The sequence below is a fragment of the Streptomyces sp. NPDC048106 genome, from assembly GCF_040706415.1.
GTDB lineage: Bacteria > Actinomycetota > Actinomycetes > Streptomycetales > Streptomycetaceae > Streptomyces.
Genome location: NZ_JBEZND010000009.1, coordinates 245,380 through 258,762, shown reverse-complemented (window position 1 = coordinate 258,762; position 13,383 = coordinate 245,380). Strand labels below are relative to the sequence as shown.

At 71.6% G+C, this 13,383-nt stretch carries 15 protein-coding genes and 3 pseudogenes; 10 read left to right on the top strand and 8 right to left on the bottom strand.

The genetic code is table 11. The features are described 5' to 3' along the window. Positions 1-152: 152 nt before the first annotated feature. From AB0927_RS12810 to AB0927_RS12780, 7 genes are all read right to left on the bottom strand, one after another. Positions 153-950, bottom strand: coding sequence for an urease accessory protein UreD (locus AB0927_RS12810; RefSeq protein WP_366667603.1), 798 nt, complete (start codon positions 948-950; stop codon positions 153-155). Next, positions 947-1,627 carry an urease accessory protein UreG gene (ureG, locus tag AB0927_RS12805; protein ID WP_366667591.1) on the bottom strand — a complete coding sequence of 227 codons (681 nt, stop codon included), beginning with the start codon at positions 1,625-1,627 and terminating at the stop codon, positions 947-949. Before ureG ends, AB0927_RS12810 begins: the two co-directional genes overlap by 4 nt. A gap of 80 nt (positions 1,628-1,707) precedes the next feature. Further along, positions 1,708-2,382 (bottom strand): urease accessory UreF family protein, encoded by a 675-nt coding sequence (locus AB0927_RS12800; RefSeq protein WP_366667590.1) that lies wholly within the window; start codon positions 2,380-2,382, stop codon positions 1,708-1,710. 48 nt (positions 2,383-2,430) lie between these two features. Next, positions 2,431-4,152 (bottom strand): urease subunit alpha, encoded by a 1,722-nt coding sequence (locus tag AB0927_RS12795; protein ID WP_366667589.1) that lies wholly within the window; start codon positions 4,150-4,152, stop codon positions 2,431-2,433. Then, the gene (locus tag AB0927_RS12790; protein ID WP_366667588.1) at positions 4,145-4,456 is read right to left on the bottom strand and encodes an urease subunit beta; all 312 of its coding nucleotides are present in this window, start codon (positions 4,454-4,456) and stop codon (positions 4,145-4,147) included. The genes AB0927_RS12795 and AB0927_RS12790 overlap by 8 nt, the downstream gene beginning before the upstream one ends. An 11-nt stretch (positions 4,457-4,467) precedes the next feature. Next, positions 4,468-4,770 (bottom strand): urease subunit gamma, encoded by a 303-nt coding sequence (locus AB0927_RS12785; protein WP_366667587.1) that lies wholly within the window; start codon positions 4,768-4,770, stop codon positions 4,468-4,470. Between the two features lie 243 nt (positions 4,771-5,013). Continuing rightward, complete coding sequence (locus AB0927_RS12780) at positions 5,014-5,313, bottom strand: type II toxin-antitoxin system Phd/YefM family antitoxin (protein WP_366667586.1); 300 nt, start codon at positions 5,311-5,313, stop codon at positions 5,014-5,016. 210 nt (positions 5,314-5,523) lie between these two features. Here AB0927_RS12780 and AB0927_RS12775 point away from each other — a divergent pair, with 210 nt between their 5' ends. Beyond that, positions 5,524-6,495 (top strand): SDR family NAD(P)-dependent oxidoreductase, encoded by a 972-nt coding sequence (locus tag AB0927_RS12775; RefSeq protein ID WP_366667585.1) that lies wholly within the window; start codon positions 5,524-5,526, stop codon positions 6,493-6,495. 144 nt (positions 6,496-6,639) lie between these two features. Here the strand turns inward: AB0927_RS12775 and AB0927_RS12770 are convergent. Further along, positions 6,640-6,744: pseudogene (locus AB0927_RS12770) on the bottom strand (transposase); the annotation flags it as partial. Positions 6,745-6,908: 164 nt separating this feature from the next. Between AB0927_RS12770 and AB0927_RS12765 the strand changes: the two are divergent. From AB0927_RS12765 to AB0927_RS12725, 9 genes and pseudogenes are all read left to right on the top strand, one after another. Beyond that, positions 6,909-7,232, top strand: a pseudogene (locus AB0927_RS12765) (ATP-binding cassette domain-containing protein); the annotation flags it as partial. A 190-nt stretch (positions 7,233-7,422) separates the two neighbouring features. Next, positions 7,423-7,653 carry a hypothetical protein gene (locus AB0927_RS12760; RefSeq protein WP_366667605.1) on the top strand — a complete coding sequence of 77 codons (231 nt, stop codon included), beginning with the start codon at positions 7,423-7,425 and terminating at the stop codon, positions 7,651-7,653. Between the two features lie 200 nt (positions 7,654-7,853). Further along, on the top strand, positions 7,854-8,060 hold the full coding sequence (locus AB0927_RS12755; RefSeq protein WP_366667584.1) for a hypothetical protein: 207 nt from the start codon (positions 7,854-7,856) through the stop codon (positions 8,058-8,060). A gap of 127 nt (positions 8,061-8,187) precedes the next feature. Continuing rightward, on the top strand, positions 8,188-9,999 hold the full coding sequence (locus AB0927_RS12750; protein WP_366667583.1) for a condensation domain-containing protein: 1,812 nt from the start codon (positions 8,188-8,190) through the stop codon (positions 9,997-9,999). 59 nt (positions 10,000-10,058) lie between these two features. Continuing rightward, positions 10,059-10,856: pseudogene (locus tag AB0927_RS12745) on the top strand (transposase); the annotation flags it as partial. Beyond that, positions 10,753-11,217: a hypothetical protein gene (locus tag AB0927_RS12740; protein ID WP_366667601.1), complete on the top strand. Its 465-nt coding sequence runs from the start codon at positions 10,753-10,755 to the stop codon at positions 11,215-11,217. The pseudogene AB0927_RS12745 and the gene AB0927_RS12740, both read left to right, overlap by 104 nt. 156 nt (positions 11,218-11,373) lie before the next feature. After that, positions 11,374-12,000: an ATP-dependent Clp protease proteolytic subunit gene (locus AB0927_RS12735; protein WP_366667582.1), complete on the top strand. Its 627-nt coding sequence runs from the start codon at positions 11,374-11,376 to the stop codon at positions 11,998-12,000. A gap of 7 nt (positions 12,001-12,007) precedes the next feature. Then, positions 12,008-12,316, top strand: coding sequence for a hypothetical protein (locus AB0927_RS12730; RefSeq protein ID WP_366667581.1), 309 nt, complete (start codon positions 12,008-12,010; stop codon positions 12,314-12,316). Positions 12,317-12,891: 575 nt separating this feature from the next. Continuing rightward, positions 12,892-13,365, top strand: a complete 474-nt coding sequence (locus AB0927_RS12725; protein WP_366667580.1) for a C40 family peptidase — start codon at positions 12,892-12,894, stop codon at positions 13,363-13,365. Positions 13,366-13,383 lie beyond the last annotated feature (18 nt).

Below are 13,383 nucleotides of genomic sequence, written 5' to 3'. Positions count from 1 at the left end.
GACTGGGCCGAGGTGCGCGGCTACGAGGCCGAGACCCTGTGGGACATGTGCACCACCGCCGCGCTCGGTATGCCGTACGAGCGGGCCCAGTGGCGTGACCCCGCGTCTCCGCCAAGATCCGCCGGACACCCCCTAAGGGCAGGTCACACCCGTCACCCGAGCAGCGCCCACCCCTCGTCCAGCACCCGGCGCAGCCGCAGTGCGTCCGGGGCCAGGGCGGTGACCAGGGCGGCCGGGCCGGGCAGCGGGAGCACGGCGGCGCACTCCCCCAGCATCCGCGCCGGCGGCGGGTCTTCCGCGAACTCGGGCCGGACAACGAGCAGTTGGCCCACCGCCCGGTGGCCCGCGAGGGCGGCGGGGCCGTCCCAGCCGGCCGGGGCGCCGGGGCCGCAGGACAGTTCCTGGTCCAGGACGGTGTGGCCGGCGACGCGCAGGGTGAGGCGGCTGGTGAGCAGGCCGGGCCGCTCCCCCGCCCGGCCGAGCACCTGCTCCTCGCGGAGCGTCAGCCGGGCACCGGCGGCCAGCTCGGCCCGGGTGGTGACCCGCAGGTCGCTGCCCGCGGCCGAGATCAACGGTTCGGGCAGCCAGTGCAGTTCGGCGCCGTCGGCCACGTCGAGCCGGACGTCGTAGCGGGCCTCGCCCGGCGCCTGGCCCGGCAGGGCGAGGGTGGCGGCGGCGGAGCCGAGGCGCAGCCGGGCGCCCTCCTCCACCCGGGCGGACAAGGTGAACCGGTCGCCGCCGAGGGGGCCGCTCATCGCGCCGACGACCATCACCCGGGCCTCGGCACCGCTCCCCCGCGTGCGGCGCGGCGCCAGCGGGCCCGAGCCGTCCAGGACGGGCAGCGCGGTGCCGCCCCGGCCGTCCGCGCGGGCCACGATCCGGACATCGGCCCGGACGCCGGTGAGGGCCGTGCTCCGGGGGGCGGTGCGGACGCCGCCGAACGGGGTCATGCCGTCCACGCGGCGAGCCGTTCCCGGACCCAGGCGGCCACGTCGGCCACGCCGCTGCCGCCGCGCAGGGACTGCAGGACGACCGGGAGCCCGGCACGCTGCGCCCTGGCGTCGGCGGCCATCCGGGCGAGGTCGGAGCCGACGTAGGGGGCGAGGTCGGTCTTGTTGACGACCAGCAGATCGGCGGTGGTGACGCCGGGTCCGCCCTTGCGCGGGATGTCGTCGCCGCCGGCCACGTCGATGACGAAGACCTGCGCGTCCACCAGCCCCCTGGAGAAGGTCGCGGTGAGGTTGTCGCCGCCGGACTCGACCAGGATCAGGTCCAGCGGGCCGACGCTCTCCTCCAGGTCCTCGACGGCCTCCAGGTTGGCGGAGATGTCGTCCCGGATCGCGGTGTGCGGGCAGGCCCCCGTCTCCACGGCGGTGATCCGCTCGGGCGGCAGCACGGCCTCCCGCAGCAGGAACTCGGCGTCCTCGCGGGTGTAGATGTCGTTGGTGACGACGGCGAGGGACAGCTCGTCCCGCAGCTCCCGGCAGAGCGCGGCCACGGTGGCCGTCTTCCCGGACCCCACGGGCCCGCCGAGCCCGATGCGCAGGGCCCGGCGGGTGCCGTCCGGGCGGTGCGCGTCGGCGCCGACGGCGGTGCTTCCGTGCTGGCTGGAGTGGTCGAGGTGCATGTACGGCTCCTGGAGGCCGGGGACTGGTGCGGACGGGGTGGTGCGGGACGGCCGCCGTGCGGGCGGGTGGGCAAGCGGGGTCAGGAGGCGAACAGCCGGGCCGGCCAGGACGCGTGGGCCTCGGCCATGATCTCCAGCAGCGGGCCGGACGCGGCCGGCAACGCGTCGGTGCCCTCCGCCGCCGCCCTCCCCGCCGCCTCCACCGCCGTCTGCGCGACGGCGTCCAGCTCGGGCGCCAGCCGGGCCAGCACGCCGGTCGCGTCGAAGGGGTCGAGGCTCAGCAGCCGTACGGTCGCCGTCGCCGGTCCGCTCACGCTCTCGTACAGGGCGCAGTACGCCGCGTCCGCGGGCCCGAGTCCGGCCGCCCGCGCGGCGCGTCCGAGCACCACGGGCTGGTGGGCGCCCTTGGGGAACCACCGTGCGAGCTGGTCGAGTTCCTCGCAGGGCCAGCTCGCCCGCGCGGCCCGCAGCAGTTGCCGTCCGAGCCGCCGGGCGGCGAGCCGCAGCGCCGGGGAGGGGGTGCGGGCGTCCGCCGCCGGGTCCAGCTCCCGGGGGTCCACGCCGAGTGCGGCCGCCGCCGCGAGCGCGCCCGCGACCAGCCCGGCCGTGTGCAGCCGGCCCCGGCAGAAGTCCTCCAGGTCGGCGGCGCAGGTGATGCGCCCCGCCCTGACGGCGGCCTCCGCTCCGCCGGAGTGGGCGTGCCCGCCGGCCGGGAAGCGGCCGTCGGCCAGGACGAGGAGTGCCGCGCGTGCCATCACGATGCCGCCTGAGTCGTCAGGGTCGCCCGCCTAAGTCAGGGTTCGTCAGAAGAGGAAGTAGCGCTGGGCCATGGGCAGTTCGGTGGCCGGGGTCGCCTCGACCAGCTCGCCGTCGATGTGCACGGCGAAGCTGTCGGGGTCGATCCGGACGTCGGGTCGGGCGTCGTTCTCCCGCATGTCGGCCTTGGTGACCGCGCGGGTGGAGTCGATCGCCACGAACCGCTTGCCGAGCCCGAGCCGCTCCGGCAGCCCGTCCTCGATGGCGAGGCCGGAGACGAAGTTGACGGAGTTGGCGGCCGGGGCGCGGCCGGTCGCGCCGTACATCGGGCGGGGCAGGACCGGCTGCGGGGTGGGGATGGAGGCGTTGGCGTCGCCCATCTGCGCGTAGGCGATCTGGCCGCCCTTGAGCACCAGGAGCGGCTTCACCCCGAAGAACGCGGGCTCCCACAGCACCAGGTCGGCGAGCTTCCCGCGCTCCACCGAGCCGGTCACGGCGGCGAGGCCCTGGGCGAGCGCGGGGTTGATCGTGTACTTGGCGACGTAGCGCCGCACCCGGTGGTTGTCCGCCTGTCCGTCGCCGGGCAGGGCGCCCCGCCGCCGCTTCATGACGTGGGCGGTCTGCCAGGTCCGCAGGATCACCTCGCCGACCCGGCCCATGGCCTGGGAGTCGGAGGAGATGACCGAGATCGCGCCGAGGTCGTGGAGGATGTCCTCCGCGCCGATGGTGGAGGGCCGGATGCGGGACTCCGCGAAGGCCAGGTCCTCGGGGACGGCCGGGTTGAGGTGGTGGCAGACCATCAGCATGTCGAGGTGTTCCTCGGCGGTGTTGACGGTGAACGGCCGGGTCGGGTTGGTGGAGCTGGGCAGCACGTTGGGCTGGGAGACCACCGTCATGATGTCGGGCGCGTGCCCGCCGCCGGCGCCCTCGGTGTGGTACGCGTGGATGCCCCGGCCCCCGATCGCGGCGAGGGTGTCGCCGACGAACCCCGCCTCGTTCAGCGTGTCCGTGTGGATGGCGACCTGGATGCCCGTGCGGTCGGCGACGGTGAGCGCGGCGTCGATGACCGCGGGGGTGGAGCCCCAGTCCTCGTGCAGCTTCAGGCCGACGGCGCCGCCGCGGATCTGGGACAGCATCGCCTCGTGACTGACGGTGTTGCCCTTGCCGAGGAGGCCGATGTTGAGGGGGTGGGACTCCATCGCCTCCAGCATCCGGGCGAGGTGCCAGGGGCCGGGGGTGACGGTGGTCGCCTTGGAGCCCTCGGCGGGGCCGGTGCCGCCGCCGACCAGGGTGGTGACGCCGGAGGCCAGCGCCTCGTCGGCGAGCTGGGGGCAGATGAAGTGGACGTGCGCGTCGATGGCGCCGGCCGTGAGGATCCGTCCGTTGCCCGCGATGATCTCGGTCTCGGGGCCGATCACCAGGTCGGGGTGGACGCCGTCCATGGTGTCGGGGTTGCCGGCCTTGCCGAGGGCGGTGATCCGGCCGTCGCGGATGCCGACGTCGGCCTTGACGATGCCCCAGTGGTCCACGACGACGGCCCCGGTGATCACGGTGTCGGGGGTGCCGTCGGCCCGGGTGGCCCGGGATTGGCCCATGGACTCGCGGATGACCTTGCCCCCGCCGAAGACCGCCTCGTCCCCGGCACGGCCGGGTCCGCCGCAGCGGTCCTCCTCGATCTCGATCAGCAGGTCGGTGTCGGCGAGCCGGATGCGGTCGCCGGTGGTCGGTCCGAACAGGTCGGCGTAGGCGGCGCGGGAGAGTTCAGGCATCGAGGGCACCGCCGGTCTCCCCGCGCAGCCCCGGCACGATCCGGGCGCCGGCGAGGGGGACGAGTTCGACGTCGACGGGGATGCCGGGCTCGAAGCGTACGGCGGTGCCGGCGGCGACGTTCAGCCGTCTGCCGTGCGCGGCGGCACGGTCGAACTCCAGGCCGGGGTTGGCCTCGGCGAAGTGGTAGTGGGAGCCGACCTGGACGGGCCGGTCGGCGGCGTTGAGGACGGTGAGCCGGGTGATGTCGCGGCCCTCGTTGACGCGCACGGGGTCGTCCGCGAACAGGATCTCTCCGGGGATCATCGCGGCCCCCGTCAGACGATCGGCTCGTGGACGGTGACGAGCTTGGTGCCGTCCGGGAAGGTCGCCTCCACCTGCACCTCGCGGATCATCTCCGGGACGCCGTCCATGACGTCGTCCCTGGTGAGGAGCGTGCGGCCGCTGGACATCAGCTCGGCGACACCGCGGCCGTCGCGCGCGCCCTCCAGGATGTGGGAGGTGATGAGGGCGACCGCCTCGGGGTGGTTCAGCCGAAGGCCGCGGGCCCTGCGCTTCCCGGCCACGTCGGCCGCCACGTGGATGAGCAGCCGCTCTTGCTCGTGCGGGGTCAGTCGCATGTCCCACCTCACAGTCCTCGCTCCGGACCGGGCGGGGTCCGGACGCCGCAGCCACCGCGACGGGAGTCAGGTGTAACACACGGACAAAGAGAAGCCGACCGTGCTCAAAGGGGACACAAAAACCTTTCGGTGGCGTGGATCCGCAGGCTAGTCCGCCGGAGTTTCAACGACGTTAACCAGCCTTTGGGCGGCCCATGACCACCGTGGGGCACCGGCGGCAACCGCCCCGCGCCCAGGGGCCGTTCAGGACATGCCCGGGCCCCGGTACTCCGCCGCGATGCCGAACCGCTGGCGTTCGCGCGGAGCGGACGGCACCTCGTGGACAGGGGACTCGATGCGGGAGACCGAGCTGGCCACCTGTTCCTCGCCGGGCTCGTCGGCGGCGTCGAGGGCGTCGAGGCGCGCCAGGTCGGCGGCCGAGACCAGCGCGGCCAGCGGCTTGCCGTGCCGGGTCACGACGACGCGCTCGCCGCCGTACACCACCCGGTTGATCAGGTCGGCGAGCTCAGCCCTGGCTTGCGTCACCGGAATCTCGTAGGCCATACCCCTAGTTTACGGGTCGTCCAGGCGTTCCATGTGAGTCCAGGAGGAACGAAAAAGTCCAGGTCAGAGGCTCCAAATACACCGTCCCACGCAGTGTCTGTGAGAGATACGTGAGACGAAGGGCCATCTGGCCGCACTGAATTCCGGCGGGTCTCCGGTGCAGCGGAACGCCCCGCTCGACCGGCCCTACGCAGAACTCCGGCCGGGCGGGTGCCTGCCCGTCGACGCACCAGAGGCTGGGCGGATCTCCGCCCAGCCTCCCTATCCTCGGGGCTGGTGGTCCGGGCCATCCTTGCGGTGCCGCGCCCCTCTGAGTACCGAGGGTGGGTGCGCGCGCCCGAGCATGTGCGGCCGGCCGACGGCGTCGACTACGACCAGGTCGCCACCGAGAGGTTGGAGCGGTCGGTGGTCCGGGAGGTCCTCGGGGAGCGCCTGCCGTCAGGATGGGTGCTGCAGAAGGTGAGCGGCGGGCGCGGTCCCGAACAGATATGGGGCCGGAAGTCCCAGAAAGCTTGGCGCCGGTTTTCGTTCCGATGTATCAGCCCCCATTTCGCGGGTGCCGCGCAGCGCATAGCTTGGGCGCGCCCACAGCAGTCACTGTGGCGTCCGGGAAGAAGGAAGGGCTCGCGTGGGCAGCAGTGTGCGATCGACGTACTGGTCAACAACGCCGGGCTGTCCGCGATCGGCGGGCTCATGGACCACGAGCTGGCCGCGTACCGGGGGGGTGATGAGGTCAACTACCTCGGCGCGCCGGCCTGCACCCTCGCCGCCCTGCCCGCCCTGGCGCGGGCCCGGGGCCGGATCGTGGTGATGAGCCCGGTGGCAGGCTTCGCACCGGTGCTGGGGCGGCCCGCGTACGTGGGCGCCAAGCATGCGGTGACCGGTGGTTCTCCGCGCTGCGGCCGGAGTTGGCGCCGCAGGGGATCTCTATCACGCTGGTGCATCCGACGTTCGTGGCGGGAGGCATGGCCGAGGAGTTCCGTACGGAGGGTGTGCGGCGGGCCACCACGGCCCGGAGATCACCTCGGACGACGTGGCACGCGAGGTGCTCAGGGCGGTGGCCGCCGGCCGCGACCGCGTACTGGTCGGCAGCACCGCGAAGCCGGCCTGGCGGGTGAGCCGATGGCACCCCGCCTGTACACGTGGCTGATGGCGCGGCGGCTGCGCGGGGCGGGGAACTGAGCAATCGGCGTCGTCCCGCAGGACGTGCCGGCCTGGCTCCCTCTGGCCATCGACGACCCTGCGATCATGGGCTACCGCTGGACGACATCGTGCGGCGAGACCATCCACTCAGCTGACCTGCGGTCCGGTCACCCGCGGCAGCCGCTTGCGTACCAGCCGCGGGTCGCACGTCCCGTTGCGGTCTCGGAGCACGCTGATCTCCCCCGGTCCGGCCTCGGTCGTCACCGGTTTCACCCGATGCCCGTTGCGGCGCACACAACGGAAGAATCCAACAGGGCCGGCGTGTACGACCTCACGAACACCCCCCGTGCCAGGGCCCCTTGGTCGAGTGCCAGGACGCCGGTCAATCTAGTGTCCGACGCCGGAAGAGAACAAGAGTTCCCAAGTCGCAGATGCCTGCGCTTAGATGACCGGTGCAGCCGGGCGGCGCCACCATATCCCGGTCCAGAAGACACTTGGCGAGCGGGAGGGGCGAGGTGGGCATTTCCGCCGTCCAGTTCCGGGATGTCGTGAAGAGGTACGGCCCGGAGACCGCCGTCGACGGGCTGGATCTCGACGTTCCCCCAGGAGACTTCTTCGGATTGCCGGGACCGACTGGCGCGGGCAAGAGCACCACGAAGCGCCTGACCACCGGGCAGAGCCGCGCCACCAGCGGCACGGTGGAGGTCCTGGGGCACAACATGCCGAAAGAGTCACGCCGGGTCCGTTCCCTCCTCGGCGTCGTCCCACAGGAGGACAACCTCCGGGCCGCAGTCCCGTCGCGGCCCTCTCCGGAGGTATGCGCCGCAGGCTGCTGCCGGCCCGCGGGATTCTCACCGCTCCCCGCCTGCTCTTGCTCCTGCTCCTGCTCGACGAGCGAAGTGGCCGTGGTGTTCTCCGGGCGCCTGATCGCCCGCGGCGCCCCTCCGACAACTGCTGCTGACCCACGTGGGGAAGCAGGCCGCAGAGTACCGGGGCGACGCGCACCGCCGCGCAGTCGTCGAAGACCATGCCTCGCGCGCGGGCATGACCAGCCGCCGCACCGGACTGTCGGTTTCCATCCTGCGGACCGAGACGATGCCGGGTGAGTCGCGCGAGGTGCTGGGCGCTCCCGACGTGCTCCGGCCCACCACACTCGAGGACGTCTTCGTCACCCTGACCGGCGAGCTGTTCGTCTGAATACACCGCTTCCGCGGCGCCACCGTACGGCAGACCAGAAGGGACCACCCATGACGAGGGCCGCACCGGCTCGCCCCGTGGGGACGCTGACGAGCACATCCTCCCCGGACGGGTGGTGAACTCCGTCCTTTTCTCCTCCGCCTTTGCGGGCATGTTCGAGACTTTTCAACCGGCGTTGCTACCAGCACCTCTACGATGCGGTGCTCAGCCGGCCGGTGGACGTCCGGGAGCTCGTCGCCGCCGAGGCGTCCTGGATCGCGGTCGAGTCGTCCGTCTACAGCGCCGTCCCCTTGCTGGTCACCCTGGCCGTCGGACTGCCCGTCGGCCCAGCTCTTCTGCTCGTCGCCTTCACGGCCGGCATGTGGCTTCTCGCGGTGAGGGGCATGAACCGCCGGCTGCTCGACTGATCCCCCTGATCGTCGCCTTCGACGACGCCGCCCGTCTCGGCCTGTTCGGCGGCCGGGCCGTCGGTTCGCTACTGAAGGCTCGCCCGACACCCCGCCATCACGGCCGAAGAGACCTTGAGGAGAACATGTGCTGACGGCGACGAAGCACAGCGTGCCGCTCACCCTGGCCCGCGGCGGGTTGCGCCCCGCCACCTGCGGTCAGAAGTCCATGTGGGAGATCCTGGCAGATCTGAGGCCGGAGATCGAGCTGCTGAACCTCCAGCAGATGCTCCTGATCTCCGGCGAGCTCACGATCGAGGCGGTACTGGAGGCCATAGGCGAGGTGGTCTCCCGCCATGAGTCCTTGCGTACACGCTACCGCCAGGGCGAGGACGGCGAACTGCTGCAGTACCTGCCTGAGCAGGACGGGCTGAGTGCCGAGGTCTACCACATCGACGGTGAGCAGACGGCGGAGCTGGCCCAGCAGGTCCAGGACGAGCTGGCGGCGACACGATTCGATCTGGCAACGGACTGGCCGTTCCGAGTGGTGGTTGCCGTCGTCGACGGCCTGCCGCGCGCGGTGGCCTTCACCGTGTCCCACATCGCCGTCGATCTGGCGGGCCTTCAGGTCCTGCATGCCGAGCTGTCGCAGCACATCGAGGCGCGGGCGGGATCCGCCGCCGTTCCTCCCTCCTTCGCCGCACCGTGCGGGCAGCAGCCGTTCGAGGTGGCCGCCTACGAGCATTCTGCCGAGGGCGGCCGAGTTCTCGACAAGGCGCTCGGCTACTGGCGCGAGGTCCTGGAAGGCATGCCTCGCACACCGTTCAGCGAGGAACCCCGGCCTCCCGCGAAGGAGGGCCGCTACTGGCGCGGTGAGTTCCGGTCCCGCGCGGTGACGCTCGCCTGCGAGCTGCTCGCCGTGCGCCACCGGGTGACCAGCTCGGCCGTGATCCTCGCCGCCGTCGCCGTCGTGCTCGGCCGGAGAACGGGCAACCCCAGGTTCGGCATCGGCCTGATGGCGAGCAACCGGCTGACACCCGAACTGCAACAGGCCGTCGGTAACATCACCCAGATCATCTACGCTCCGGTCAGCCTGACCGGTCCCTCGTTCGAGCAGGTCCTCCGCAGCGCTCTGTCCGGTGCGCTGCGCGCCTACCGGCACGGCCGGTTCGATGTCCGTCGCAGAGACGGGCTGATGGCCGAGATCGGTCATCAACGGGGCATGAAACTCGAGCTCACGACGTACTTCAATGATGTCCGGGGGCCGGCGAAGCGACGCGGGGCAGAGGTGACGGTGCAGGACGTACTGGACGCCCGGGCGGAGTCCACGTTCAGCTGGGTCGAGCGGCTGCCGCGGGAGAATCTGCAGATGCTCCTCGCGGTGAGGGACGGGGACGACGGGTCGGACGGCGTATGCCTCTCTGGCCTCTTCGACACCTGCTTCCTTCCGCCTCAGGAGGGACGAGCGGTGCTGGAAGGAATCGAGACGGTTCTGGTGACGGCGGCCACTTCGAGCACCGATCTCGAAGCCCTCGTAGAGGCGACGGGCTTCTCCCCGCCCCCGCGTGAGCACGGATGGCTCCTGGTGGACGGCTGCTGGACCCATCTGCCGAGCGTGGAAAAGCTGGTTCGCGACGCGGTGCGTCCGCTCGCGCTTGACGTGGTGGTGGAGGGGGCACCGGACGGGTCGCCGCAGCTCGTCGCTCATCTCGTTCCTGGTTCCTCCGGCGTCTCACCCGAAGCCGTCCACCGCGCCTGCACCGATCTGATGGCCGGCCGGCCGACCGCCATGGCGCCGCACCGCTACGTCCTGTATGCGCACGACCCGGAGGAACCGGGTTCCACCGTCTGGCGGGAGTCGGCGGTGCTCGCCTCGGGCCCTGGCCGGCGCCGCACCGGCCAGGCGCAGGCGACGCCCCCCACTGACGGCCCTCTTCCGCCCGGACGCGACACGTGGTGAGCCTGCGCGTTTCAGTCGCGGTCTCGTCCGCATCATGATCAAGAACGCGAAAGTGCCTTCTGAACTGGGACGATGAGGCTTGTCTAAGGTCTCCGGCAGCCCAGCAGGAAGGCACTTTCCGCGTGCACACTACCGGGTCACGCCCCTCGCTCGTCGTCTCCACCGACGGGCGAGGGGCGGTCAGCCACGCCGGATCCCGACTGCTGGCCGATATCGCTGAAGCCACCGGCCTCACCCGCACCTTCGGCGACGCTCTGCGCCGGCTGCGTCCGCGCGGCACCGGCCACGATCCAGGCCGCATCGCCGTCGACCTGGCCATGATGCTCGCCGACGACGGTGAGACGATCACCGATCTTGCGCTGCTCCGCAACCAGCCCGAAGTCTTCGGAGTCATCGCCTCGACTCCCACCGCCTGGCGGCTGCCGGCCGGCATCGGTCCAGCCACGCTCGGCGCCCTGCGCCAGGCCCGTGCCGCCGCGCGGGAGACCGCCTGGCTGCGGGCCGGCGAAACCCGGGAGGGGACCCCTGCCTCCCGCGCCGGTGGACGTGCACCGCCCGGCCTCATTCTGGACATCGACGCCACCCTGGTGACCTGCCACTCCGAGAAGGAACAGGCAGCGCCGACCTACAAGCACGGCTTCGGCTACCACCCGCTGCTGTGCTTCCTGGACAACACCGGCGAGGCCCTGGCCGGCCTGCTCAGGCCGGGCAACGCCTCGGCCAACACCGCCACCGACCACATCAGCGTGCTCGATCACGCACTCGCCCAGATCCCCGACCCCCACCGCCACGGCACCGACATCCTCGTCCGCACCGACAGCACCGGATCAGCCAAAGCCTTCCTCGCCCACATACGAGACCGTCCTGAACCTCATCTCGGCGACCACCACCCGCACCGGGCTGACCGCGACCGCCCGCCTGGACACCGGCAGCTACCCCACCGGAATCGAGATCAGCGAACAGCACGCCGCCGCTCTCACGATCCACCCCGACGACTTCCACGGGGAGTGGAACCACACCATCCCGCCCCAGCGCCTCCGCCCTGACCTGCGGCGGGCGACTTTCACACAAGCCCCCTCCGGCTCGGTCGGCGGGATCCGCAGGGCGGCGTCCTTGGATCCCCGCGACCGGTTCCTCTCGTCGATCGGGCACTCGACGACCCGCCCGGTCATCCGATGGATCTCGGCCTTTTTGCCGACGTTCCAGGAACAGTTGTGAGACATCTGTGACCAGCGAGGCGTCAAAAGCCCATCTGGCCTGGGCATTTGACGTGATCACTAGAAACCAGTCCCATCATAACGGCAAGTACGTCCTGTACATTCTGTACAGAAGTCGGAGATCGCCGGTCTCCGCCGTGAGGAGGGGTGTGCCCAGATGTACCGACCGTCCGCCCGCTACGTCCTGCCCGAGTTCACCGAGCGCACCAACTTCGGGGAGCGGCGGCTCGATCCGTACTCGAAGCTGTTCGAGAGCCGGGTCGTCTTCCTCGGGACGCCCCTGGACGAGGCGGCGGCCAGCGATGTGATCACCCAGTTCATGCACCTCGAACACCTGGCCCCGGACCGGGACATCACGCTGTACCTGAACTGCCCGGGCGGCTCGTTCCACGCGATGACCGCGATCTACGACACGATGCAGTACGTCACCTGCGAGGTGCAGACCTACTGCCTGGGCCAGGCCGCCTCGGTCGGTGCCGTGCTGCTGGCCGCGGGCACCCCCGGCAAGCGGTTCACCCTGCCCGGCGCCCGTGTGGTGCTCTCCCAGCCCGAGCTGCCCGAGCCGGCCCAGGGACAGCCGAGCGACCTGCTCATCCAGGCCGACGAACTGGTCCGGCTGCGCGCCCTGATGGAGGAGATGCTGGTCCGGCACACCGGGCGCACCGAGGAGCAGGTCCACCAGGACCTGGAGCGGGTCCTCACGCTGGACGCGCCGGGCGCGCTGTCGTACGGGCTGGTGGACGGCGTGGTGCCCAGCCGCCGGGACCTTCCCGGCGAGCGGTGAGCCGGCCGTGCTGCCCGAGGAGCTGCCGCCGCTGCCCGCGCTGACGCACGCGGAGGGTGAGGTGGTCGACCACTATCTGGCGGTGGTCGACCTGCTCGGCAGGATCAACCCGGCGCGCGAGGGGGACACCTATCGCGGGCTGCGCGCCGCGCAGGCGCTGGTGCGCAAGGCGGAGGAGTTGCGCGACGCGCTGCAACTGATGCACGAGCGGGGCGAGCGGGAGGTGCACGGGGTCACGCTGGCACGGGCCCTGCGGGTGCTGGACGGCGAGCGCCGGGCCGCTCGCGTCGCGCTCCCGCCGGATGCCGTGGGGTGATCCGGACGGCCGGCCGGGTCCGGCGGGTGCGGGGTGTCCGCGCATCCGCCGGACCCTGACACGAAACGGTCCGAACGACGTACCGCCGACCGGTGTATATCCGGATCCGTTTCCGGTTCTCCCGAGTTGCGCGCCCGCCGCGTCCACGCCCGGCGGGCGCCCGTCTTTTCCCAGGTCCGGGCCTACGCAGGGGAACTGACGGAGCATCGAACAGAGCAGCTGCCACCCGAACGGGCGAGTGGTGAGTAACGCCACAAATACCCGGTTCCATTGGGATTTTCGGACAGCTGTGGGTGAAGATCCCTGTCTGACGACAAGCCCCCGCCACCGCGGCGGGGCGGTCCGGGCGGACGCCGAGTCCTGCCACCGCCCGGATGACCGGTCGACAGGAGTGGATCGGCAGGAGTGGAGGACCCGCGCAAGGCGGGTCGCCGAAGCGGTTGGCCGTCCGTGCGAGCGGACGGGCGGGCGCTCCGGGCGGCCCTTGGGGTGAAGCCGTGGCAACGCGGCCGGGCTACTTCGCCAGCCCGAATCCGACAGGTCATCCTTCACAGGCGGCTGACGAAGGGTTGCGCATGACTGCGCTCAATCGTGTCCCGTCGCTGATGGCCCGTGCCGGTACGGCCTCGGCCCTCACCCTGGCCGCCGTGGGCGGCTCCATCGTGGTTCCGGGTCTCTCCACCGACGCCTCGGCCGCCACGCTGGCCACCAAGGCCCTGAAGATCGCGGCGTCCAAGAAGGGCGCCCCGTACCAGTGGGGGGCCAGCGGGCCGCGCCGGTTCGACTGCTCGGGTCTGACGCTCTACTCGTTCAAGAAAGCCGGCAAGAAGCTGCCGCGGACCGCCGCCCAGCAGTACAACAGGACCCGCCACATCTCCGTCCACAGCCGCAGGGCCGGCGACCTGGTGTTCTTCCACTCCGGCTCGTACGTCTACCACGTCGGCATCTACGCCGGTCACGGCAAGATCTGGCATGCGCCGAAGACCGGTGCCGTGGTGCGGCTGGAGAAGATCTGGTCCAGGAGCGTCTGGTACGGCCGGGTCAACTGACCCGCCCGCGCACCGCGA